Source organism: Paenibacillus hexagrammi, from assembly GCF_021513275.1.
In the GTDB taxonomy this organism is placed as follows: Bacteria; Bacillota; Bacilli; order Paenibacillales; family NBRC-103111; genus Paenibacillus_E; species Paenibacillus_E hexagrammi.
On the sequence record NZ_CP090978.1, the window covers coordinates 3074786 to 3098839 of the forward strand.

The 24054-nt window shown below is 47.0% G+C and carries 20 protein-coding genes; 8 read left to right on the forward strand and 12 right to left on the reverse strand.

Annotation, left to right across the window (positions count from 1 at the left end):
- The first annotated feature begins 59 nt into the window (after nt 1–59).
- Both L0M14_RS13760 and L0M14_RS13765 read left to right on the forward strand, forming a co-directional pair.
- Entirely contained in the window at nt 60–827 is a 768-nt protein-coding gene (locus L0M14_RS13760; protein WP_235122595.1) for a hypothetical protein, read from the forward strand.
- 139 nt (nt 828–966) lie between these two features.
- Nucleotides 967–1971 (forward strand): glycosyl hydrolase family 18 protein, encoded by a 1005-nt coding sequence (locus L0M14_RS13765; protein WP_235122596.1) that lies wholly within the window; start codon nt 967–969, stop codon nt 1969–1971.
- A gap of 169 nt (nt 1972–2140) precedes the next feature.
- Here the strand turns inward: L0M14_RS13765 and L0M14_RS13770 are convergent, their stop codons facing one another.
- Nucleotides 2141–2356: a zinc ribbon domain-containing protein gene (locus L0M14_RS13770; protein ID WP_235122597.1), complete on the reverse strand. Its 216-nt coding sequence runs from the start codon at nt 2354–2356 to the stop codon at nt 2141–2143.
- A 224-nt stretch (nt 2357–2580) separates the two neighbouring features.
- On the opposite strand from L0M14_RS13770, the gene L0M14_RS13775 reads away from it, so the two are divergent.
- A complete protein-coding gene (locus L0M14_RS13775; protein ID WP_235122598.1) occupies nt 2581–4386 on the forward strand; it encodes a carboxypeptidase-like regulatory domain-containing protein in 1806 nt (601 codons plus the stop codon).
- Nucleotides 4387–4491: 105 nt separating this feature from the next.
- Here the strand turns inward: L0M14_RS13775 and L0M14_RS13780 are convergent, their stop codons facing one another.
- From L0M14_RS13780 to L0M14_RS13795, 4 genes are all read right to left on the reverse strand, one after another.
- On the reverse strand, nt 4492–5757 hold the full coding sequence (locus L0M14_RS13780; protein ID WP_235122599.1) for a mechanosensitive ion channel family protein: 1266 nt from the start codon (nt 5755–5757) through the stop codon (nt 4492–4494).
- A gap of 236 nt (nt 5758–5993) precedes the next feature.
- Complete coding sequence (locus L0M14_RS13785) at nt 5994–6698, reverse strand: DUF4386 domain-containing protein (RefSeq protein WP_235122600.1); 705 nt, start codon at nt 6696–6698, stop codon at nt 5994–5996.
- Nucleotides 6699–6723: 25 nt separating this feature from the next.
- On the reverse strand, nt 6724–6945 hold the full coding sequence (locus L0M14_RS13790) for a helix-turn-helix transcriptional regulator (protein WP_235122601.1): 222 nt from the start codon (nt 6943–6945) through the stop codon (nt 6724–6726).
- A 126-nt stretch (nt 6946–7071) separates the two neighbouring features.
- Complete coding sequence (locus L0M14_RS13795) at nt 7072–7392, reverse strand: hypothetical protein (RefSeq protein ID WP_235122602.1); 321 nt, start codon at nt 7390–7392, stop codon at nt 7072–7074.
- A 196-nt stretch (nt 7393–7588) separates the two neighbouring features.
- On the opposite strand from L0M14_RS13795, the gene L0M14_RS13800 reads away from it, so the two are divergent.
- From L0M14_RS13800 to L0M14_RS13810, 3 genes are read left to right on the forward strand one after another with little or no spacing between them, the layout of a single operon-like run.
- Nucleotides 7589–8404 carry a 7TM diverse intracellular signaling domain-containing protein gene (locus tag L0M14_RS13800; protein ID WP_235122901.1) on the forward strand — a complete coding sequence of 272 codons (816 nt, stop codon included), beginning with the start codon at nt 7589–7591 and terminating at the stop codon, nt 8402–8404.
- 23 nt (nt 8405–8427) lie between these two features.
- On the forward strand, nt 8428–9738 hold the full coding sequence (locus L0M14_RS13805) for a sensor histidine kinase (protein ID WP_235122603.1): 1311 nt from the start codon (nt 8428–8430) through the stop codon (nt 9736–9738).
- The gene (locus tag L0M14_RS13810) at nt 9728–10435 is read left to right on the forward strand and encodes a response regulator transcription factor (protein WP_235122604.1); all 708 of its coding nucleotides are present in this window, start codon (nt 9728–9730) and stop codon (nt 10433–10435) included. The genes L0M14_RS13805 and L0M14_RS13810 overlap by 11 nt, the downstream gene beginning before the upstream one ends.
- A 76-nt stretch (nt 10436–10511) precedes the next feature.
- Here L0M14_RS13810 and L0M14_RS13815 read toward each other — a convergent pair whose 3' ends face one another.
- Entirely contained in the window at nt 10512–10670 is a 159-nt protein-coding gene (locus tag L0M14_RS13815; RefSeq protein ID WP_235122605.1) for a hypothetical protein, read from the reverse strand.
- A gap of 90 nt (nt 10671–10760) precedes the next feature.
- Nucleotides 10761–11339, reverse strand: coding sequence for a TetR/AcrR family transcriptional regulator (locus L0M14_RS13820; protein WP_235122902.1), 579 nt, complete (start codon nt 11337–11339; stop codon nt 10761–10763).
- Nucleotides 11340–11529: 190 nt separating this feature from the next.
- On the opposite strand from L0M14_RS13820, the gene L0M14_RS13825 reads away from it, so the two are divergent.
- Both L0M14_RS13825 and L0M14_RS13830 read left to right on the forward strand, forming a co-directional pair.
- Nucleotides 11530–12765 (forward strand): MFS transporter, encoded by a 1236-nt coding sequence (locus tag L0M14_RS13825; RefSeq protein ID WP_235122606.1) that lies wholly within the window; start codon nt 11530–11532, stop codon nt 12763–12765.
- Nucleotides 12755–13432 (forward strand): peroxiredoxin-like family protein, encoded by a 678-nt coding sequence (locus tag L0M14_RS13830; RefSeq protein WP_235122607.1) that lies wholly within the window; start codon nt 12755–12757, stop codon nt 13430–13432. Before L0M14_RS13825 ends, L0M14_RS13830 begins: the two co-directional genes overlap by 11 nt.
- A 154-nt stretch (nt 13433–13586) precedes the next feature.
- Here the strand turns inward: L0M14_RS13830 and L0M14_RS13835 are convergent, their stop codons facing one another.
- The 5 genes from L0M14_RS13835 to L0M14_RS13855 form a co-directional block, all read right to left on the reverse strand.
- Nucleotides 13587–19220 carry a glycoside hydrolase family 2 TIM barrel-domain containing protein gene (locus L0M14_RS13835; protein ID WP_235122608.1) on the reverse strand — a complete coding sequence of 1878 codons (5634 nt, stop codon included), beginning with the start codon at nt 19218–19220 and terminating at the stop codon, nt 13587–13589.
- Nucleotides 19221–19586: 366 nt separating this feature from the next.
- Nucleotides 19587–20399: an adenosylmethionine decarboxylase gene (gene speD / locus L0M14_RS13840; RefSeq protein ID WP_235122609.1), complete on the reverse strand. Its 813-nt coding sequence runs from the start codon at nt 20397–20399 to the stop codon at nt 19587–19589.
- 159 nt (nt 20400–20558) lie between these two features.
- Complete coding sequence (locus L0M14_RS13845) at nt 20559–21095, reverse strand: DinB family protein (RefSeq protein WP_235122610.1); 537 nt, start codon at nt 21093–21095, stop codon at nt 20559–20561.
- Nucleotides 21096–21295: 200 nt separating this feature from the next.
- Nucleotides 21296–22471 carry a sugar ABC transporter permease gene (locus L0M14_RS13850; RefSeq protein WP_235122611.1) on the reverse strand — a complete coding sequence of 392 codons (1176 nt, stop codon included), beginning with the start codon at nt 22469–22471 and terminating at the stop codon, nt 21296–21298.
- Nucleotides 22472–22482: 11 nt separating this feature from the next.
- Nucleotides 22483–24003: a sugar ABC transporter ATP-binding protein gene (locus L0M14_RS13855; protein WP_235122612.1), complete on the reverse strand. Its 1521-nt coding sequence runs from the start codon at nt 24001–24003 to the stop codon at nt 22483–22485.
- Nucleotides 24004–24054 lie beyond the last annotated feature (51 nt).

The window sequence follows — 24054 nt, forward strand, 5'->3', positions numbered from 1 at the left end:
CAACCATTCTATCATTTGCCGCGTCTTATTACATAGATTAATAGAAAGAGGCGTGATCGATGAAAAGCAGAGCATGGATGTTGACCGGAGCACTGATTCTATGTGTAACACTGCCAACACCAGCCCAGGCAGCCGGTACGATGGACAAGACGACGAAATACCGGGTTTATCAGGATAACCAGGTTCTCATGGAATTTTCCAATTATAAGGAAGCTCTTCAATATGCCCAAGGTTATACAAGCAGCCACGTAGAAGAAATCGGAACGCGTAAATGGCTTTGGAACAACTACCACCGCTATCAGGTCTACCAGCTGGATTATACGAAGAGCGAATGGCAGTTCGATACGTTGCAGGATGCGGTGAACGAAGCTAAAAAATGGAGCTATGCGAGCATCCGCGATGTCCAGTCTACAGGCTGGGAATGGAATAATTACCCGCGCTACCGGCTCTACCAAGGTGATAATACGCTGGATTCGTGGACATTTACGACCTTACAGCAAGCACAAGCCGAGGCTAAGCGTTGGGGCGGCGCCCATATCATCGATCTGAGCAACAATCAGTGGGTGTGGGACAATCTGTCCAATCAAGACAAGGAAGCCCTGCGCGCAGGGGAAGCCGTATACAAGGTGTATCAGGGTACCTTCTCGGCGGATAATTGGCAGTTTGCTTATTTGGAAGACGCTGTGAACGAAGCGTTAAAATGGGGTGGTTCCTCCATTATCAATCTCCAGACGAAGGAAACCGTCTTTACGAACAGCAAGCCATACAAGGTGTATCAGAACGATACATTCCTGCAAGATTTCACGGGGGCTGGACGATGCCGCTGATTATGCGAGGCAGTGGGGCCACAGCTCGATCGTATTCGAAGGTCACAGCATATGGAATAATTCTTCCTATTATCAAGTCTACCAGGGCTCGAATCGAATTGGAGAATTCCAAAGCATACCTTCTGCGCTTACCTACAGCATGCAGTATAGCAATTCATCGATCCAGACGTTAGATCATACGATGATCTGGGATAACTTCAAGAAGCTTCAAATTTGGGGATGGAACGGTGTTTCCGAAGCGGACGCTATCAAAAATCAGGTGAGTGGGACACTTGGACTCGATGTGGATTCCCCAAGCTATTTCTTGCTGGAAGACAGCACAGGCAAGCTGAAGGACAGCTCCAACGCAGATACGGTGAAATGGCTGCAAAAACAAGGCCACACCGTCTATCCGCTAGTCAGCAATCAGTTCAGCCCAACGTTAACTACGCAGTTCTTGAGCAGCGCAGCGGCGCAGGATACCTTCGTTCAATCTTTGGTAAAGCGAGCCGCCGAGCTGGGCGTTCCCGGAATTAACGTCGACTTTGAGAGCTTGGCCGGATCAGACCGGGACAAATTCACAGCCTTTATCCAAAAGCTGACTACTGCCGCCCACGCACAAAGCTTAAAGATTTCCATTGACCTTCCTAGAGGAAGCGTGAAATGGAACCATCTCTCCGCCTTCGATCATGAGAAGCTGGGCAGTATCGTCGACTATATATGTATCATGGCTTACGATCAATATTACAAAGGCAGTACATCGCCAGGCTCTGTATCCGGGCTTCCTTGGTCGGATGGCGGCATCCAGGAGTTCTTGTCCTATGGCATCCCGCGGGATAAAATCATTCTTGGTATGCCCTACTACGTCAGGGAATGGCAGCTTGATGCCAGCGGCCAGCTGATCGGCAACCGAACCGTGCTGTTAAAGGATATTCCGCAATTGATCGCGGATAAGAAGCCGACCTCTACCTGGGACAAAGACTTCGAGCAGTATAAAATGGAATACAAAGAAAATGGTTCCACTTATGTATTCTGGCTTGAGGATGAAGCTACCATTAAGGCTAGACTGGATCTGGCAAAAAAATACGATCTTGCCGGTGTCGCCGCTTGGAGACTTGGCTACGACCAGCCGGAGCTGTGGAAGATGATTTTGCAGAATAAATAATGTGAATTTATTGTTAAAAGACAAAGACCACTTGTACACGTCCTGATTGGATGCAGCAGGTTCCTCTAGCAGGAGTAATCCCTGTTAAGCCGATCATCAGGAGCTGTGCAGGTGGTCTGTTTACTTTCTCCGACTCGCCGCTCCACGCCGCTTCCTTCTAGAGCTTGAGTCAAAGCAGCCCCCATTCTGAAAATAACGTCTCGGTTCCACAAGCCGAGCAGTACTTCGCATCGGGTTTATTCACCTTGGAACAGCCTTTGTGCAGCACCGTTTTCTTCTTCGTACACGTATTCTTGAGCGGTGCCCCGCATTGAATACAGTACCGGTCATCCTTATCCGCCACATACCCGCATCTCACGCATGTCTGAAGCTCATCATTCGCCATGACTGTCACCCGCTTTATCGATGGAGTTATTGATCTATGTATATGCCGTTAGATTGTGGGATGACCCGGATTTCATCATTCTTAAGAACCGTAAGAAGAGAAACCCAGGAAGCAAGCTGACAACATGTACTGCACAGGGAGTCATGTCGAAATACCGCTGTTTATGTCTAAATGCCTATGATATGATGAGGATATTATGAAATCTCGGGGGTATATGTTATATTATGAAAGTTTTTCGAAGTCTAGCTTGTACATTATTAGTATCTCTGCTCTTCTTCACGTCTGTTGGAAGATTACCCACAGCCTATGCGACAGCGACGAAGGCATCCGTCGAACTTACAGTCCTGTCTACTAACGAATATCCGATTTCCTACGCCAATGTCGTTCTCACCTCGAATGTTCTTCCATTCCCGGTAAACGTTAAAACAGATTCCTCCGGTGAAGCTGTTTATCCGAATTTGCCTGAAGGCACTTATAGCATTTCCATTACTGCTACTGGCTTTGGCGAAAGTTCTCCGATCGTGACCGGAACTCTCTCAGCTGGACAGACATTTACTCAAACCGTCCATATGACGCCTAACAATGCTTTAATTGGGATTGATTCCCTCAACGCATACAACAATCTCATGGATCCTGCCAAATTTGACGGTACTGTCACTTGGTCCACCTACGGAGACATACCCGATCAATTGGACATGCAGCTTCAATTTTTGGACGCTGCGGACAACCCGATCGGCTCGATTATCGAGACCAAGTACACGGAAGCAGATACAAACTACTACTCGTCTACTTTGACGCAGGTATCTGTACCCTCTGGTGCATCACGAATAGGTGTTACGATCCTTGATAGTGGTTCAGCCGTTATAGCTAGAAGATCCATTCCGTTGTGGATTGATTCTTCACATGCAGCACAGGCGGTCAGATTCCATGACTCCAATGCCAATGGGGGGCTAATTGACGCTTCCATTACATGGACTGGAGCTACCGACGAAGACGCCCTGGCTGGATATAATGTATATTACTGGGTAACGGAACAGAACACTTGGAATTATTGGGACAGTGTGTCAAAACGCGCAGATAAGACCTACCAATATACATTCGGCGCGCTTCCACCAGGCACATCAGCCCTGTTAATCGGCAGTTTAAACGCGGGTGGAGAAGAGCTACCCTCCCATCCAACCGCTTATGTTATTGACAATCGACTAAGCGATTCCGTTTTGACAGCTCCAACTTCATCGGTTCTCCCAGCGCCTTCGAATATTCAGGATTATACGTATTCGCCGGAAATCAATAAACTTTCCGGTCAAATCGGCTTTACACTGCCATCGGATCAGAGTGCAATTCAGGGTTACACCCTATATTTCGCTGATGATAACGGAGATAAAATTCAAGCGATTGGTACTATCTATACGCCACGGGAGCTTCCCCAACTATTCTATGACTTGGATGCTATGCAGCCGGTACCTTCAGGAGCGACACAGTTTGCTTTAACTTCCTATGGGAAGGATGGCAGCGAAAGCTCCGCGGTTTATGCACCATTGAAACAACCGCAGATGCCGTCAAATATAAAATTTATAGATCTGGATGAGCGGCCCAATCAGCTGCATGGCTTCTTGACTTGGAGCACAGCTCAGGATGAGTCCAACCTATCCAGCTACTCCATCTACTTCCTGGATGACAGCAAACAAACGGTAAGTTTGATAGGAGAGGTTTCTAAAGGCAATACACCTATCATTACCCTTCCTTGGGACTTGGCCATCCCTAACACCGCAACTCGTATTGGGATTGGCATCAATGACGCAGCAAATAATCTCTCATCAACATTCTCAAGTTTTCCGATCACAGATCATGTCAGCCACGAAGAAATAACTGCTGCCGTGAAAGCCGCTTACTTTCCCGGTTCTGAGCGTATAGATGTAGGAAACATCGTGACTTTCTTGCAGCAATCCCCAGATCTATCTGACCAAAGGGATTTGCAATTATTCTTATCCCTAATCCAGCCGATTGCTGTACATTCTGTAACGCAATGAATGCAATGAGTGCAACCAAGCTCACTCGCTTAGAGATGAGCTTGGTTTTTTAATGATTGAGAAGACAGGTTTAGCTGCCGCCCAGCGCTGTATGACCCTTCACCTTCATCCCGAGCCGACCAATCGGTAATCCCCTTGGTGCTCTCCCGATAAGCTTTTCACATCATGTCCGGAGGGATTTTGGAAGACCCGCAGTCCGAACTCCGGCGCAACCGCAAAGATATGGTCAAAAATATCAGACTGCACCGTCTCGTAGGTTTCCCAATCGGTCACATTGGTAAAAGCATAGACCTCCAAAGGAACACCGTTATCGCCCGGATCCAATTGTCTAACCATACAGGTCATATTCGTATGGATTTTGGGATGATTCCTGAGGTACTGTTCGATATAGATGCGAAAGACACCGAGGTTCGTCAGCGCTCTGCCATTTACTTTGTTCGAGGTATTGATTCGATTGGACGTATTGTGAGCTTCTATTTCCTGTTCTTTATTTTGAATGTAGGTTGTCAGGTAATGGATGCTTTTGAATTTCATGATCATTTCATCGGTGCAGAAGCAGATGCTGCTCATATCCATGACAATTGAACGCTTAATCCGCCGACCGCCGGACCGTTGCATGCCTCTCCAATTCTTGAAGGAATCGGAGATCAAGGTGTAGCTTGGAATCGTGGTAATCGTTTTATCCCAATTTTGAATCATGACTGTATGTAAAGAGATGTCGATGACGTCTCCATCTGCCCCATGTTTTGGCATTTCGATCCAATCTCCAACACGCACCATGTCATTGGAAGCCAGCTGGACTCCCGCCGCAAGTCCCAATAAGGAATCCTTAAAGACCAACATCATGACGGCCGAGATGGCGCCGATGCCGCTCAGAAGGATAATTGGACTCTCACCGATAAGATTAGCAATAACAAGAATGCCTCCGACGACAAAAAGCAAAATTTTCACTACCTGAATATAGCCTCTGATGGGCTTAACCTTTGAGATTTCATAGGACTTATAAATTTCATTAACTGCATCTAATAGTGAATCGATCACGGAGATCCCTACGACGAGCATATAGGTCACTGCGCCTTTTTGCAGTAGATGCTGATAATCGGGAAATGCAGAAGAAAAGTAATAAATAATAACAGAAGGTACTACATGAGACAGTTTATGAAAAACCTTCTTCTCCAAGATGACTTTGTCCCACTTAAACTTATTCTTGGTAATAAAATGAGAGATGACATTCAGAACCACTTTTTTGGTAACGTAATTGGCTAGTATACAGATGACGCACATCACGAGAACCATGATCAGATAGGAAAGAATGACCGATAAAACAGTACCCATTCCCCAATCCAGCAGCAGGTTATTCACGAATTCCATAGCTTCCTCCAACGCTCCAAATTGGTTTACCTCTTACACAAATGATGCTATCAACCCAACCTATACATACAACTCTTCCTTAGCTTATCATCTGGACCTGCCGGTTGTTGCCATTCAAGCATCACCTCCGATTCCATCATGAAACCTGAAGTTTCATAACCCTGTTCTACCATCTATATTCCAAGCTATGTGTGTTTTATCCATCTAAAAGAAAATCAAAAAAGGATGCTGAGTAATCAAGCATCCTTTACAACCTGGAGTTTGGAAACATGGAACCCCTTCGCAATAAGCCAGACTGCTAATGTCATTTCGTTAGCCGCTACCGGCAGGGAAAGAACCGCTCCCCATACCGAAAGCTGAGGAAATACCCCAAATATCTCGAGTATAGCTGCCAACAATACTAAAGTCGCGCCTGTAAGTCCTAAGATGGATATGAACCTAGGAACCAGCTTGGTTTTATAAAAAATATAACTGTACAGCAGTGTATTGATGCCTAACATGAAATTGGGGCCAAGAAGAAAAGTCCAATCATGAATCGCATGTAAAACTGTACCCGAAGCTTGAAATGCGGAGATGTCCGGTGCGCCTGCTGCTGCCGTTGAATAGTCCCTGCTTAGATTTAATAGTGCAAGTACGCTGATGATCCCAATACTTATGAAAACAGCCTCTAAGAACCGGAAGCAAACATGTCCCAAAGCCATGCTCTCATTATATTTCCGCAAATAAGGAAACATCGTAATCGAGGTACCCACAGCTGATACAACAAGTAATAATTCCATAAGTGCCCCTAACTTGATCTGGCCCGCATATTGATAGCCACGCACCAAATAATCAGGACCGTTCAGGATGGGGTCGTATAAGAGTAAACCGATCACGGAAGTTACAGCTGCAAGGATAAATAGGACTCCGACAACCCGTGCGCTCATTTTATCTGCTTTCATAAAGCCGCCTCCTCATTCCATGTACCTATTCTTGTTCATCCACAAAAGTAAAAACTTCCTCCAAAGGGAGCTTGAAGATACGTGCAATGCGAAAAGCCAGCTCCAACGAAGGCGAATAGTTCCCTTTTTCTATAGCGACGATCGTTTGTCTTGTCACACCTACCAGGTCTGCAAGCTGTTGCTGCGTCATCTCCTGATGATGAAACCGTAGAGTTCGTATGTTATTTTGGATGTGACTTTTGGCCATCTCATACTCCTTTCCGGTATAGATAGAGCTTCCATGCGATTCCAGCTGCTTCAGAGATAAAGCCAGTAAGAAACAAGATGATAAACATTGATGAAGGCGCCATTTGTACATACAAGGTGCCCATTGCTACAAAAAATCCAACAATGAACGTAAAAAGGTCATGCGCATGGCCTTTAAATCAATGATCTTATCGAGCTCATCGGAAAAGGACGGCGCGGTTTCTTGAGTTGCAATCCGATTGATGATCATAAAGAGGATTTCTATGATCATTCTTACTATCATGGTTACCGGAACAAGAATTAGAAATGCAGCACCCCAGAATCGGTATAACTCCTCCCCTACCGGATTCAATGCTTGAAACCGGACAAAAAGGATCCAGCTATAGCCTGCAAACACGACAAAGGAGCTGATTAGCTGCATCACATTCTTCTTCTCTTGATAAGACACGAACATCACCTCCATAATATTTGTTTAGTTTTTCCATAATGTAAAGTATTCTATACACAATATATATGTAAGTAAACATGATGTCAAATATTTTTTACATGTTAATTTTATAAATTCAGCTTGAAATCCTGTACCTATTTTCCGATAATACACCTATCATAGAACAGTTCAGTTTGTTAGTTGGAGAGTGTACTTGATGAAATTCGCAGCTTGGTTCATGATGCTTTTTATACTTCTACTGTTCGGATGCAGCGCACCATATTCAGTCGAAGCAACCGTACTAGAGAAAAATTCAGAGACAGATACACTGAACCTGCAGAAATGGCAGCCACAGGAAGGTGCCGTTGTTTCCTTGGACGGGCCATGGAGGTTCTACTGGAATCAGCTCCTGCAGCCGCAAGATTTTCTAGATATACCACCTAACCCCCCTGCAATCGTCACGATTCCAGCCCAGTGGAAAGATTACATCATAGACGGACATGCCTTACTGAATGAGGGATACGGAACCTATCGGATGACCTTCCTTTTATCTGATGATGCGGCCGAAAGACCTTTGGGACTCTACTTTAATAATGTTGCGTCTGCTTACCGGTTCTGGGTGAACGGTGAGCTGATGCATGGAAACGGCACGGTTGGTATGAATGCTTACGCTATGGTTCCAAGGAGCTACCCCAGGGTATTTTTCTTCCAGCCAAGGGCAGGCGTTAATGAAATTGTGATTCAGGCTTCTAATTTTTCTCAGCGAACAGGTGGAATTTGGGAAAGTATCGAGATCGGAGATGCGGAGAAGATCGCTTCCCTGCACAGAAACCGTGTTATGGTCTGGACGTTTATCACAGGCTGTCTGCTGCTTATGACGATTTTTTCTTTCTTTCTCTACTTATTTCGCAAACAGGAGCGAGCCGCATTATGGTTTGGTCTGATCTGCTTGGCCATTTGCATAAGAACTTCTCTTTTGGGTGAATCATTCGTATACGTACTCTTTCCGGGTCTTACCTGGGAATGGGGGTGAAGCTGGAGTACCTCTCTGAAATCGTGACAATTATTAGCCTGGCGGCTTTTGTGAATAAGCAATATCCGCAGGACGGAATTGTACGCATATTCCCTTGGTTTGCAGCGTCATTGGGGGCATTTGCAGCATTTGTATTAGCAACTCCTGCTAAAATCTATACGCAGTACATGGTTCCGTACGTCATAGGCCTGCTGCTTCCTGTGTTTCTTTATGTCCTATATATCTACCTGCGAGCTGCGATTCGGCGCAGGGTCGGGTCGCCAGCCAATATGATCGGGTTTTTCGGTTTTTTTGCCACTGTCATTCATGAAATCCTTTATTATACCGGGTTTGTCTCTTTTGGCGGACTTGTTTCTTACGGTCTTCTGTTTTTTCTGCTAACCCAGCTCCTTAACTTATCCCTCATGTTTACTCGTGCGGTCACCCAGTCGGAGCTGCTATCTGTTGAATTAACAAAGGTTATTGAATCCCAGGAGGAGACTATTAGGCAGCGGACTTCCTCACTTCAAATGCTCAATGTGCAGCTGGAACAAGGGAACCAGGAGCTGCTCCGCATCGAGCATGTTCGCAGCAATCTGCTTGCAGAAGTTTACCATGATTTATCAACACCGATTACGGCAATTAAGGGCTTCTCCAAGGCCATCATGACGCATGTCATTTCCAAGGAGGAAGCGCCTATGTACGCAAACCGGATCTATGAACGCAGTCTGATGCTGGAGAAGTTGATTGACAACGTTATTGAATTGAGCCAGTTGAAGACCGGTGAAGTCCGATTTCAGCTAGAGCAAGTACCGATTGTGCCCTATCTGCGCCAATTAAGCCAGCGTTATGCAGCGGAGACAAGCACTCACAACATGACACTGATATGGGAAGAACCAGATTGTGCATGGCCTGCCGAGAAACAGCTGTTCGCTGCTATTGATCGTTTCAAATTCGAGCGCGTAGTTGCCAATTTAATTTCTAATGCCGTGAAATACTCAGAAGGCGAAGGCGAGGGCTTTATACGGATATGGAGCGAGATGCGCCTCTCCAATCGATCTGATGAAGGACACTTGATCATTCATGTGACAGACACAGGGACCGGTATTCCCGAGTCCGAGCTTCCGCATATTTTCAAAAGACAGTACCGAATTCCAGGTGTGCAGGCATCCAAGAAGGGAAGCGGCCTCGGACTAGCCATTTGTCAAGAAATCATGACACATCATCAAGGTGAAATTAGCGTAAGCAGCGAATTAGGCCAAGGAAGCGATTTCTATATGACGCTCCCCGTGACAATTAGGGATGCAGCCGCCGTGATTGATCGTGATGCCAAAGGAGAGGAACATGGAAACTAAGATTCTGCTCATTGAAGACGACTCTGATATCTGCGAACTTATCGCCATCTATTTACGGATGGAAGGCTTTTGCTTGGACATAGCTATAAGTGCCGAGCAGGGGCTGAGTCTGTTCCGACAGTCCGCTTATGATTTGCTAATTTCCGACATCATGCTTCCAGGTATGGACGGTATTCAACTGGTTGAGTTGATCCGCAGCCAATCGGACATCCCTATCATTTTCTTAACCAGTAAAAAAACACCGGAAGACGTCATAGCCGGCCTTCACATTGGCGCAGACGATTATGTGACGAAACCATTCGAGCCGGAAGTGCTTGTTGCACGAATAAAGTCCGGCCTTCGTCGTTTTCGTTCATTGCGCGGGGCAACAATCGACTGCGGTACAGGTACAGACACTTGGACGGACGGCAGGCTTACCATCCACAAGAATCGTTTGGAGGTATTTGTGGATAACCTACCGGTCACCTTGGCAGCCAAAGAACTGCAGCTCTTGCTGCATCTGCTTGAGCATCCCAAGCAAGTATTCAAGGTGAGCCAGCTCTATGAACGAATCTGGGGACTCAACGGCATGAGCGACGAGCGGACAGTCATGGTCCATATTCACAATCTTCGTAAAAAGATCGAGAAAGATCCCGCTGCCCCCGCCTATATCTTGACAATTCGCGGGTTTGGCTACAAATTCGGCATCGAAAAATGATGGCAGCCTGGTAGCCGAACGACAAAAGGAAAAGCCCCGAGCGTTAAGCTTGAGGCTTTTCTTTGTTACTTCAGCATTATGGATTGATCGGCTTCTTGCCGATAGGGGGTTTTCTACCTATCATCCAGTCCCCGCCCTTAACTTCTTCCAATTGCTCCTTGGACACTTCCTCTGGCAGGTCAGTCAGTTCGATGGATTGCAGTTCGTTTTGTTGGTTTTCGTTTTTTTCCGTCATGATTAGTGCCTCCCTTTAAGTTCTACGACTAGTATAAATCATGAAGTTTAAGTTTTGTTTAAGTCACGGAAAAAGCTTCACATGTAAAACTTAACTTAGCCGTTCTTCCTTCAAGCAGCATTTCGTCAAATATGCCGATAAGCTAGACATATTCATCTGCATATGCCGGTTGTTCCCTTCCAGCTTGCTCAGCATAATTCCACCTTCCAAGAGTGATAGGCAAAAAGTCGCCAAAGCCTCCGCGTCCAAGCTTTCTTTAAATTCACCTGTCCGGATCCCTTCTTGAATCATGCTTTTCATCGCACTCAGGGTATTCTCCAGTCCTTGAGCCGCTCGCTCACGCAGCAGCGGATGGGTATCATCACTCTCCACCGCTGTATTCTGCAGAGGGCAGCCGCCAACGAACGGCGGTTCATCTACAACATTTTCATAGACGCGAAAATAAGCAAGCAGCCGCTCCGATGCTGTCTCCGCTTTGGCAATGGCTTCAGAGAACCGACTGCCGACAATGCTTGCGGCGTAATGGTAAGCTTCTAAAGCAATTTCATCTTTACTGCTGAAATGTCGGTAAATACCGCCTTTTTGAATGCCGGTTGCGGCAATAATGTCACTAAGCGACGATCCCGCGTACCCTTGGCGGTTAAAGAGTTCGGCAGATTTGATAATGATGTGCTCCCGCGTTTTATCGCCTTTTTTTCATGAGCCCTCCAAGTGAGATTATATTTCCAACTATTATAACAAAAACAAGTTGCAGTTGTTCTCTTGTCATTTTATGGATTTGTGCTACAATAAATGAGACCGATCGGTATCTTTATTTTATGAAATTGCAGTTTATTTGAAAAGTGGGGCGGGATTCGGGATGCGGCAGGAGAAGTGGTATCATCATCATGCTTGGACGGGTTTAACAGCATTATGGATCATCGGATTTATAGGAGCTATCACACGATTCATCATGGCCACTTATCAAGTCCAACTTGCTGAAGATTTGCATGTCGGTCGAGGGTTTATTTCGTTGGCATGGTCAGTGAACCTGTTGATTGCCGCGCTATGTGCGCCCATTGGAGGAAGACTGGTCGACCGTTTCGGACCTAAGACAATCATGCTAGCAGGAAGCTTACTCGGCACTTGCGGAGCAGCACTTGTTTTTCTTGGACATAATGCGCCTCTTTTCTTTTTGGGCTATGGTGTTGTCTCCGGCTTATCAGGAATCGGGGCCTCCACCGCTTATGTGCTTCTGTTCAGGTGGTTCGGCAATCACAAAGCGAAGGCTGCGGGTATCTTGAGCAGTGCTTCGTCTGTCGGTCTTGCCGTTTGCACCCCGATCTTCCTAGCGAGCAGCCGCTTAACGTGGGAATCTGCGTTTCTCCTATCAGCACTGCTTGGTCTACTAGTTACGGTACCGATCATTCTATTCTTCATTCGTTCTGATGAAGCCAATTCCGAGGAGATTCAATCTCTTAAGCCTGACAAAAGCTTCTCAACTGCCGAACCTTCGGCTCCATCCGAATCCCGGAATTTTACCTTCTATCTTCCCTACTTCATCGTTGCTTTTGCCCTGTTTACTTGTGGGATCAACATGGGCACCGTCGAAATGAACCTTGTGGCTATTCATCAGCAGGCTGCCGTTTCACCTGGTATGATTTCCATCTCGATGATGATTCTAGGTACGATGGAGATTGCAGGCTCGATTGTGTTCGGGACCGTCATGGATGTGATGAATAAGCGCCTTGCCATGACCATACTGTATGGAATTCGTGTAGTTAGCTTTGCCATACTGCTGCTTCACACCCCCTGGTCCCCCATTGTATTTGCCGTAACGTTCGGCCTAACGTATTTGGGAGCCGTCCCCGGCGGCATGCTGATCGCAAACGAACTATCAAGTAAAAAGGGCCGGCTCATCGGCAGCTTACTCCTCTTTCATCAAACCGGCGGTATAGCAGGCGCCTTAGTTGGAGGAGTCTCCTACGACTTGTTCCACCATTATCAATGGTTAATTGGATTGGATGCCCTGCTCTGCGTCATGGCGACAGCGGGTTACTCCATTCTGGCAGGTAAAAATCGGATGCTAAAAGGAGTGTTCTCTCATGCAGGTTAAAGAACAATTGGAACAAGCTAAAGCGGGTTTTATGGCCAAAGTGCCTGATGCCGCACAAAGTAATATTTTTCTTCATATTAAAGAGCAGCAGCAATCCGGCATTGAATTCGGACTGAAGCAGGGCATGCATGCGCCCCCTTTTACCCTCTCGAATGCGATGGGCCAGCCGGTCACTCTGTATGACGAGCTTGCCAAAGGACCTGTTGTCTTGACGTTTTACCGCGGCAGCTGGTGCCCCTTCTGTAATATTCAACTCAGGGCCTTTCAACAGACGCTGCCCGACATTCAGAAGCTGGGTGCCACGCTTATCGCCGTCACTCCGCAGCACCCGGATCATTCGCTGTCGCAGCAGGAGAAAGAGCAGCTTAGCTTCCAAGTGCTTAGCGATCCAAACGGCCTTGTTGCGGATAGCTACAAACTGTTATTTGAATTGCCTGGCTACCTGCAGAGTACCTTCACCGATATTTTGAAAAGAGACCTTGCCGCCTTCAACAACAGCGACCGCTGGCTCCTGCCTGTTCCTGCAACGTTGATCATCGATCAAGGCGGAAAGATCCGCAGCGCTCATGTAAATCCTGACTTCATGCAGCGAGTAGATCCTTTGGAGATTTTAACTGAATTAAGAGAGCTACTTCCTAGCAGCACAGAACAATCCTCGGTCGAATAGCTACAGTAGCACCATAAAGCGGAGCCATGGTTCCGTAGCTGGTCGATCGCGTTTAGAGGAAGATGGATTCACAAATAAGAAGAAGCCCGTATCTTGACCACTTCCGTCAAGATACGGGCTTCTCCTATAATCGCTCTCTAATTAGAGCTTCATGTTACTCAAACAGCTTGAGTGCCATGGCAGCCAAATCTTCAATGCCGATCTTGCCGTCATTGTTGAAGTCCGCATGCTTGATGGAATCCCAGCCCGCATCTGCGGACGTTTTTCCATAAGCTGCCGCCAGCATCGCAAGGTCACCAATGGAATATTTACCGTCATTGTTCATATCCCCAGGGCTGTTGTGAATGATGGAATCGATGAATGCTTGCAGCGAAGCAGACAGCGCGGCTTCCGCTTGGTCTACTTGCTCTTGCGTCGCATCGGTGCTACCAGCAATGGCTTGAGCTTGATCAATCGCTGCCTGAAGCTCAGCCTTAGAGCCAGCAGGGTATTGACCGGAAGCTGTTCCTTCCACCGCTGCATCATGCTTGCTTTGTGCTTCTTCAATCAGACTAGTCAAGGATGCCTTATCTACAACATCAATAAGAATGCTGTGAGATGTGCCCTCAAGCTCGTGCTCAACCCCACTGCCATCAGCAAGAACAACTTTACTGAGCTGAACTTCTGTGCTGGAAGTTTCATCAACTGCAAGTGCTTTAAAGTGGAGCTTCAGCACTTCACCATTCGAGAAGCTGCCTCCTATATGGGCAAGCAAGAGACGAACTTGACCGGAACCTTCCGTTTTATCCACAATCGTCGTATGATCATCTGCGGCTTCAGCCGAAATCAGTTCGAGACGATCAGGATCATAGGTGAATGTCACATCTTCAGCATATACGCTTTGTGTTACACCACTCAGGCTGTACGCTGCATCGAATTGCTGCTCAGCCTTAACTTCAGCAGGTGCTTCCAAAGTAGCGGCTGCCGGTTGAGCCGCAGTAAAGTGAATTTCATAGGTCCGCTTGCTTCCACTCTCAGCTGTGACAACGATCATCGTTGTACCAGGAATTGCTTCCGCATTCTGGACGGCAATGCTAGCTTTCTCGTTGTACACAGCTTTCGTAACGGAAGGTACGGTAGTTGTGCCTAACGGCAATTCGACCTCATAGGACAAGACCTCAGGATCGAATCCGCTTAGCGGTTGATCACCCAGCGAAATCGAATGCAAGGTAGCGTCGTTGTTTCTAGCGCCAGGAACCAGCATTGCATCCGCCCAGTCGCCGTGATCTTCATAGTTGACGTTATCATACTGCGAAACGACCAACTTGAGTTCATTCTTGCCGGTTACATCGAGATCCACCGGCTTCGCAACCGTTGTTGCTCTCATGAGTCCGCTGTCAAATGCCTTTTCTCCGTCAAGGAACACTTGGAACACGACCGTATTGCGGTCCGAGCCTGTATTGGAGACCTCTTGATCCACACCAACCATGGCTTTGAATCTCTCATAATTTTTACCGGTGAGGTCGTAAATGATTTCCGAATCGGCATGAGTACCGATCCCTTTGGCGTAAGTAACTGTACCACTATCTCCGCGTAAACGAATCGGATTGCCGTCAATACTCGTGTCTTTCTTGACAGTTGACCATCCTGTTGTCGCGCTAACCCAATCCATATCGCTCAAATAGTGATCAACGACTTGGAATTGAATGTCATAAGTCTGGGTAATCAAGCCATCCGCAGATGATACCGTGATTACCGTTTTCCCCGACACATCGGCAGCTGGAGTAATGTGATAGATTACTTGATCGTCTACCGTCTTCACATCCACAGTCGGTACTTGTTCTTGTCCGCGCAGGATGTTGTACGTATAGCTCAGCTTCTCTGGATCAAATCCATCGAGAGCCTTGCCGTTTACGGTAATCGATTTAATCAAGTTCACTGTAGTGATAGGCTTGCTGGCGCTCATCAAGTTAGAGCTGCTTGCAGTAATAGGCCGGAGCGTGTAGCTATAGCTGTAGTCCCTATTTGCCAGCAGCATGTATGGCGCATGCGGCTTCGCTCCCCAGCTGTCGTCTCCGCCGACACCCATTTGCTTATAGTTGAGACGAAGCGTGATATCGTCACGGTGTGTGACTTGATAAGGATGCTGCGGACCGTCGAGGTCGTTAGGTGTGTAGTGCAGGGCGCTAGCTTCGATCGTCGGAGCGCCGATAGCCATGAGGCCGTCACCGCTCTCATTGGTCAGAGCCACCCATCGCACATCCGTCTTGTTGCCTGTTTCCGATGGTTCAATGTAAGGGAAGAATTGATCTTCCACTGTACTGCTGTACATACTGACATCCGAACCCGAATTTCTATCCTGATAGTTCTCATAAGGTCCTCGGCCGTACCAAGTGATGTTCTCAAATTCCTGAGGAACGGTCACCATGGTGCCAACTACTGGAATTTCCGGCAAAGAGCTTGCACCCGGCTTCATGTAGTTGGATACGACAATGTCACCGTTGCCAAAGACGGTATACGAGGTTTTATACGCTGAAGCGGTTGTCGTTGGAAGTGTCCCCTCCACATCGATGCGAACAATTTTGTCGCCGATCTTCGTTACCGTTGTTTTCGTAACGGTTCGATTGTCACCGGCGTTTTTCCAAGTTGCTGTTCGGGACGGCTCCCCGTTGCCCTTGTCATTATCAATCGGAGCTCTCCAGAAGTTAGGAACCGGACCGTCTTTCATTAATTGTTTACCTTGATACGTGAATGAATCGATCGTTCCTTTGCTCTTGTCAAAAGTCAGCTCCATATCGGAGTTGTTAATCGTTACTTTGGAATCCTGCTCCTGTACATCCACACTCGAAACCGAAGAAAGATCGGTAACAGGACGTCCAGGATCCGCTACCGGAAGACTGAATTGCTGCTTGGCGATTTCGTGTCCCTGCTTCGCCCATAAGGTGTCTGCCTTCAGCTTAAAGCTGACATTGAGCCAATACTCGACCCCAGGCTGGGCAGCAGGCAATGTGTAAGGAATCGCAATTTGCTTTGAACTTAGAGCCGGAATATCCAGATTATCCAGCGTGCCTTGCTGAATCGTCAGATTATCTGCTTTCAGCTCCCAGTCCGCTTCATATTGATTCACATTCGTAAACAGGAATTCATTGGAAATATCAACCTTACCCGTTGCTAAGTCCACTGGCTTCACTTGAATGTTTTGGTAGACTTGCTTCACTTCCCACAGCTCTGGCTGAACCGTACGATCCGCTGATACAAGCCCGTTAGACATGAAATTCCCGTCGTTCGGACTGTCTCCAAAATCTCCGCCATATGCAAAGTACTCATGCTGCTCAATCGGCGTTGACTTGGCATCTTCCTGATTAAAATCCATCCACAGCACAGAATTGGCATCCGCTGTGCGGGATGTATCGTTTAATTCCGCTAAGGTCAGACCGCGGTTATAAACGCGAACCTTGTCAAAGCTCATTTTCGAGGAACGGCCTTTCTCCAGATCCTTGCCGATTGTCATCGCATAAGAATTGGAGGAGAAGGTTCCTGTGTAGGCCTTAGTCGCGACGATTTGACCGTCGATGTAGAGCTGCAGGTTTGAACCGTCATACGTTCCCGCCACATGATGCCAATTATTCACCCAGTTTGCCGGCAGCGCTGCGCTCGCGGATGTCCATGTGCCGCTACGGTATGCGAAAATTTCCAGCTTCGTGGAGCCGCTCATTTTCAATGCAAACTGCGTATCCCCTTTAGCAATAATAGGGCTGTCAGAAATCGCAGATTGCGGTTTCACCCAAGCTTCTAGCGTAAATGGACCCGTGATGTTATACTTCGCATCGTTTGGCAGAGTTACCGTTGGTGCCGTAATGTTTTTCGGCTGCAGAACCCCGGAAGCGTTTCCATCCTGGCCAGTAATTTGACCGGTATAGTCCGCTGTGTAAGTAGCATTCGTATCCTGTAGATACGTTTTCTCGCCAGGCGACTTCATGCGAACCGCTTGATCCGCCCAATCCCAAATAAATCCGCCCTGGAGATTCGGATATTTTTTGATCATATCCCAATATTCCTGCAGATTACCCTCACTGTTGCCCATCGCATGCGCATATTCGCACATGATATAAGGTCTCGGGTCACTGCTCTTTGCGTATGTTTCGAGCGTCGATACGCTTGGGTACATGTTGCTGACCATATCTGTGACGGAAGCATCGTTATAGCCCTCATAATGAATTGGGCGCGTCGGGTCCAGACTGTGAATCAAATCGGATTCGGCCTTGAAGTTGCTGCCTGATCCCGCTTCGTTTCCTAAGGACCAAATGAGGACCGACGGATGATTCTTATCCCGCTGTACCATGCTATTCGCACGATCCTTCACGTTCTCCGTCCAGGCTGCCAGATTACCGGGGACCGTATCCCTGACGCCATGTGTTTCCAAGTTAACTTCATCGAGTAAATAAAGACCGTATTCGTTTGCAAGGTCGTAGAAGAACGGATTTTTCGGATAATGAGAAGTACGCACAGCATTGATATTAAATTGCTTCATGAGCGTAACATCTTTCTTCATTTCATCGAGGGTGACTCCATGACCGTTGTCAGGACTGGCATCCCCGCTGTCAACGCCCTTGATCATGATCGGCTTGCCATTCAGCAGCATCTGCTGCTTGCCGCTGCCGCTTGCATCGGTTTTGATTTCAAACTCCCTGAAGCCGACTCGCGTACCTGCTGTTTCAATCAATTTCCCGTCGGCATCCTTTAAGCTGAGTACAAGTGTGTACAGGTTTGGCGTTTCAGCCGACCATTTTAAAGGATTCGAAACCAGCGTTGAGCTGTTCACTTGAACTTCAGCGTTACCTTGAAAATCAACGTTCATCTTGACCGGCTGTGTGAACACTGGCTGTTCGTTCGCGTCGTACAGCATCCCTTCGACTGTATGGCTGCCGGGTGTTCCGTCCACATAGTTTTTAACGTTCACCTTCAAATTTAAAGATGCATCTTTATAATCAGAGTCCAAATCCGTTACAACGCCGAAATCCCTCATGTGAACCGATGGCGTACTGTACAAAAATACATCACGGACAATACCGCTGACCCGCAGCATATCCTGATCCTCAAGCCAGCTGCCGTCCGACCAACGATATACCTCTACAGAAAGCGTGTTTTCTCCATCCTTTAAGTATGGCGTGATATTAAAGTCCTTAGCTGTAAAGCTGTCCTCGCTGTAGCCGACCTTCTGCCCGTTCACCCACACATAGAATGCGCTTTCAACTCCTTGAAAGGAGATAAAGGTCTGACGAGTTTTCCAGTCCGCAGGAACAGTAAACGTGCGCTTGTAAGAACCTACGGGATTATATTCGGTTGGAGCCACCGGAGGCTGTACGTTCTTTGAATTGCCATTGCCCCAGAATGGATAAGTAATATTGGTGTAAATCGGGAAATCGTACCCTTGAAGCTGCCATTCTCCAGGAACTTTAATATTATTCCAAGAGCTTATGTCGTAAGAATCCTTGTAAAAATCAGCAGGTCGCGAATCGGGATTACTCGCAAGGTTGAATTTCCACTGTCCGTCTAACGATTGATAATAGGGTGACGGATTCTCCGTCATGGCGGAAATCATATCCGCACCATGAAGCGCTGAGGTTACATCTCCATACGGAATAAATGAATTATGCGCCGGCTCGCGGTTTACCTGAAAAATGTCAGGATTATTGTTCCATTCCGGGTAACCGTTCGTCGTTTCTGCGTAGGCCGTCATGCCGCCGCTTAACGTATTTGCAAGTACTAAAGTCATCAATACATTGGATACAACTTTTAATCTTCTCATGAGGCTCCTCCTGTACAGCATGATCGATGAAATCACCTATAAGTCTTTTCTGACCGCTTCTACCTCATCGCATCACCCCTAACCGTAATAAAATAGATGGAATGAAAGTTCTTACCATAATTTAAACGTTTAAATAGCGAGTTTGACTGAATGAATTCAAAATAGCCGCTAAAGCTGTTTGACTTCGATTAGATACATTTTGTATCAAACAAGACATAGAAGTAGATGTACAATCATGTTAACATAGGTTTTTTAGAAAAGAACTATAAAAATTTTCATATTTCTTTGAAATTCTTATGAAATTATGAGCATCGAGTGCCCAAATACGAAAAAGAGACAAGATCGGGGACCTTGTCATCTGTATCTTCAAACGAAAACCATATTTTTTCCATAAAATATTTCGTCCATTTCCCACTTGACGCTCTTCTCGATCTCCAGCTGTTCTTCCTTGCTGAGCGTGTCCTTCGTGTAACCGAACAAGTAGTTATTCAGATCGAATTCACGCAGCTTACACTTCGTATGAAAAATATTCTCTTGGTACACATTCACATCGATCATATGGTACATATCTTTGATTTCGCTAGGTATATAGTTCTGAATCGAGCTGATTTCATGATCAATGAACAGTTTGTGACCGCTAATATCCCGAGTAAAGCCCCGAACTCTGTAATCCATGGTCATGATGTCGGTATCAAAGGATCGGATGAGGTAGTTCAGCGCTTTAAGCGGCGAAATTTCCCCGCAGGTGGATACGTCGATATCCGCCCGAAACGTGCTGATACCTTCGTCGGGATGGTATTCCGGGTAGGTATGCACAGTAATATGACTCGTATTCAAATGACCGACAACGGCATGAGGCAGCGGCCCCGGCGACTCTTCAAACGATTCGTTGGGCGCCTTCTCGATCGGTCCTTCCGACACCAACATGGTCACACTGGAGCCTTGCGGGTCATAATCCTGTTTGGATATATTCAGCACATGCGCACCGATGATGTCGGCTACGCTTTTCAGAATAGCTGTCAGCCTGTCCGCATTGTACTGTTGGTCTATATAGGCAATGTACGCTTCCCGCTCAGTTTTGGTCTTGGTAAAGCAAATATCGTACATGTTAAAGCTTAACGATTTGGTCAAATTGTTAAATCCATGCAGCGTGATGCGCTGCTCTGACGTTAAGATCAACGATGCTCCCCCTTTGCTATAACGCTCATGCGTCGATTTGCTATTTCCTATAGCATGCACCCACAAAGAGAAAAATATCCATATTTCCACAATGTTTGATACATTTCGTATTTTAGCAATGGGTAAGACGAAGAATACTTGTCAAATGTCTATCCATTGTCAAGCCAGTTCCGGCCTTTTCAGAATACCAAGGAATTCAATCCAAGGCCCTACGTCACTTCTGTAACGTTCCGCTATCACTCGAACAATTTGAGCCGTGTGCGTTAAATCGTGAACAGCCCATGTAGCTATCAGCTCTCGAACGCGAACCGTCCCGAAAGCAGGATGGTTCCCTGTCTGTTCAAGATCCAACTCGCTAGCAACCAACTGCCTCAGCTTCGTAATATTCCCTTGCCTGATTTTTTGAAATTCCAGCAGCTTCTGATCCTGCGTAACGTTGGAGCTTACATCCAAATGTGCGAACCTGTCAAATGGCGGGAACGGCTTGCTCTCGCCCTCCTCCAGTATAAATTGCAATCGGGGAATCCAATTGGTCTTGTCCGCTTCGATGAGATGATCAATCACTTCCTCCGCATTCCATGTGCCTTTCCCTTCATTGGATTGCAGCCAGCCGACTGACAACCCGGACAGTAACAATGCCAATGATTGCGGTACTCGCTCCAATATTTCAATTGCTTCATCCAACTTAAAGTTCATAAGTATGCTCCCTTCTTTTAGTAGATTCCCGGTTCTACTGGATATTTGACATCCTTATCGTAGCATAAAAAAGGTTCAATAGGCTTGACCCTCACCTTCTTAAGAAATCAATGATTCGTGCCAACATCCTGCAAGGAAAAAAAGACCTGAAGTCTGCATCATCCTTACGAATGGCAAACTCCAGGTCCAGCTTACAAGCATTATGCACGTTTCTTACGGGTCACAACGTCGAAAATAACGGCGATCGCCAGCACCGCACCGCGAATCATATATTGGTAGGATATTCCTATGCCTAGCAGGTTCATGCCGCTGGAAAGGGAAGCCATGACAATCGCGCCGATGATGGAGCCCGTTACTTTCCCGACTCCACCGGCAGCCGATACACCTCCCACGTAAGCGGCGGCAATCGCATCCAGCTCAAACAGCGTGCCCGCCGTCGTGGTAGCGGATTGCAGCCGGGCCGTGAACAGAATACCCGACAGTGCCGAGAGAAGACCCATTGATCCGAAAACAATGTAAGTAATTTTCTTTACGCTGATCCCGCTCAGGTTCGCCGCTTCGGGATTGCTTCCCACGGAATAAATATGCCTGCCTAACACCGTGGAGGTCGTCAGAAAATGATAGACCGCTACGACAATCAGCACGATGATGACTGTCCAGGAAAAGCCGTTGTACCCGGCAAGAATCCACGTAATATAGGCGATAATTGCCGAGACTAACATGATTCTTAATGTAAATATGCCCTTGGATACAACTTCAAAATTGTACTTCAGCTTATTTCTTCGCTTGGCCAATTCGCTGTAGATATACAAGATGATGATAACCGCGCCCAGAATCAAAGAAAGCAGATTGAGTCCGTTTACTTTGGCAATCGCAGGAATAAACCCGTTCCCGATTGCGTTAAAATGATCATCTTTAATAATGATCGTCCCCGTCTTTTCCGTAACACGCAGAAGCGCTCCCCGGAAAACCAGCATACCCGCCAGAGAGGCTACGAATGAAGGTATACCGAACTGAGCCACCAACAAGCCGTTGAATAATCCGACGAGGATTCCAAGAATGAGGATAATCGGTATGGTTAAGTAGAAGGGAACGCCCGCTTGTGTAAGGAGTACGGCCGCAATCGCCCCGAGAAAGCCGGCAGCGAAGCCAACGGATAAATCGATGTGCCGAATGACGATGACTAGGGTCATGCCGACTGCCAGAACCGCGATATACCCCGTCGCATCTATCAGATTGCTGATGTTACGCGACGACATGAACAGGCCGCCCGTCATGATCGAGAATGTCAGCATGATGATAAGTAAGGCAATATACATCCCGTATTCCCGAATATTATGTTTGATGAGAGATCTCGCTTCTTGTATAAATTGCACCTGTCTTCCTCCTATTGCGTTGCAAGCTTCATAATCGTTTCTTGATCCGCCTTCTCGATCGGCAGCTCACCCGTGATCTTCCCTTCCGCCATCACATACACGCGGTCACTCATACCGAGAACCTCGCTAAGCTCCGATGAGATCATGATGATGCTCAGGCCTTCACGAATCAGCTTGTTCATAATGGTGTAGATTTCGAACTTTGCTCCAACATCGATACCCCGTGTCGGTTCATCCAAAATCAAAAGACTGGGATTTACAAACAACCATTTGCCGAGCGATACCTTTTGCTGGTTGCCTCCGCTTAAATTCCCGACCAATTGCTCCACGGACGGAGCTTTAATATTTAAGGACTCTTTGTAATGATTGGATACCTTGACTTCTTCGTTCTCGTTGATGACACCTTGCGAGGCAACGCCGTATAAATTGGCAGCGGATATATTCTGCTTGATGTCCTGGATCAAAAACAGCCCGTCACCCTTACGATCCTCCGTCACATAAGCAATTCCCGCTTTAATGGCATCTTTGGGATGCTTGAACGATTTCTTTTCACCTTTTATCAGTAGCTCGCCCTGCAATTTATATGACTTTGGGTTGCCGAATACACTCTGCGCCAGCTCGGTCCGACCGGAGCCCATGAGTCCGGCAATGCCCACGATTTCGCCTTTTTTCACATAAAAATTTACATCTCTCACGACATTTCGACCTAAATTGGCATCATAAGCCGTCCAGTTCTTGACTTCCAAGACCGTTTCACCGGGCTGCTGGTGCTGCCTTTTGGGATAAATATCCTCAATCTCGCGTCCCACCATGTGCTTGATAATGACAGGCTCGGAAATTTCGCCTTCCGATGCGTCCAGCGTACAGATGGTCTGGCCATCCCGCAGCACCGTCACCTTATCTGCAATCGCAGTGACTTCCTTCAGCTTGTGGGAAATCATAATGCTGGTAATTCCTTGCGTTTTCAACTCTCTCAGCAGCTGGAGCAGGTTCTCGCTCTCCGTTTCGTTAAGCGCAGCCGTCGGTTCATCCAGAATCAGCAGCTTGACATCCTTGCTGAGTGCTTTAGCAATCTCCACCAGCTGCTGCTTGCCTACGCCCAAATCTTTGATAAGCGCCTCCGGATTGACATTCAGCTTCACTTTGTTCAGCATCTCTTTGGCCCGGGCGATGGTCTGGTTCCAATCTACGAGAAAGCCCTTCTTCACCTCATTACCGGCAAAAATATTCTCATACACCGTCAGATCGGGAAACAAAGCCAATTCCTGATAAATGATGGCGATCCCCGCTTTCACGCTGTCGCTGATCTTGGCGAAGTTTTGGACACTCCCCTCAAACACGATATCTCCCGCGTAGGTTCCATGCGGATACACGCCGCTGAGCACCTTCATGAGCGTGGATTTGCCTGCCCCGTTCTCACCGATCAAGCAGTGAATCTCGCCCTTGCTCACTTTGAAATTCACGTTCGACAAGGCTTTCACTCCTGTGAACTCCTTGGAAATATGTTTCATCTCTAACAAGTATGGGTTCATCAGTTCTAGCGCTCCTTAGCCAGTCAACTCATGGAATAGAGGAATAGTGAT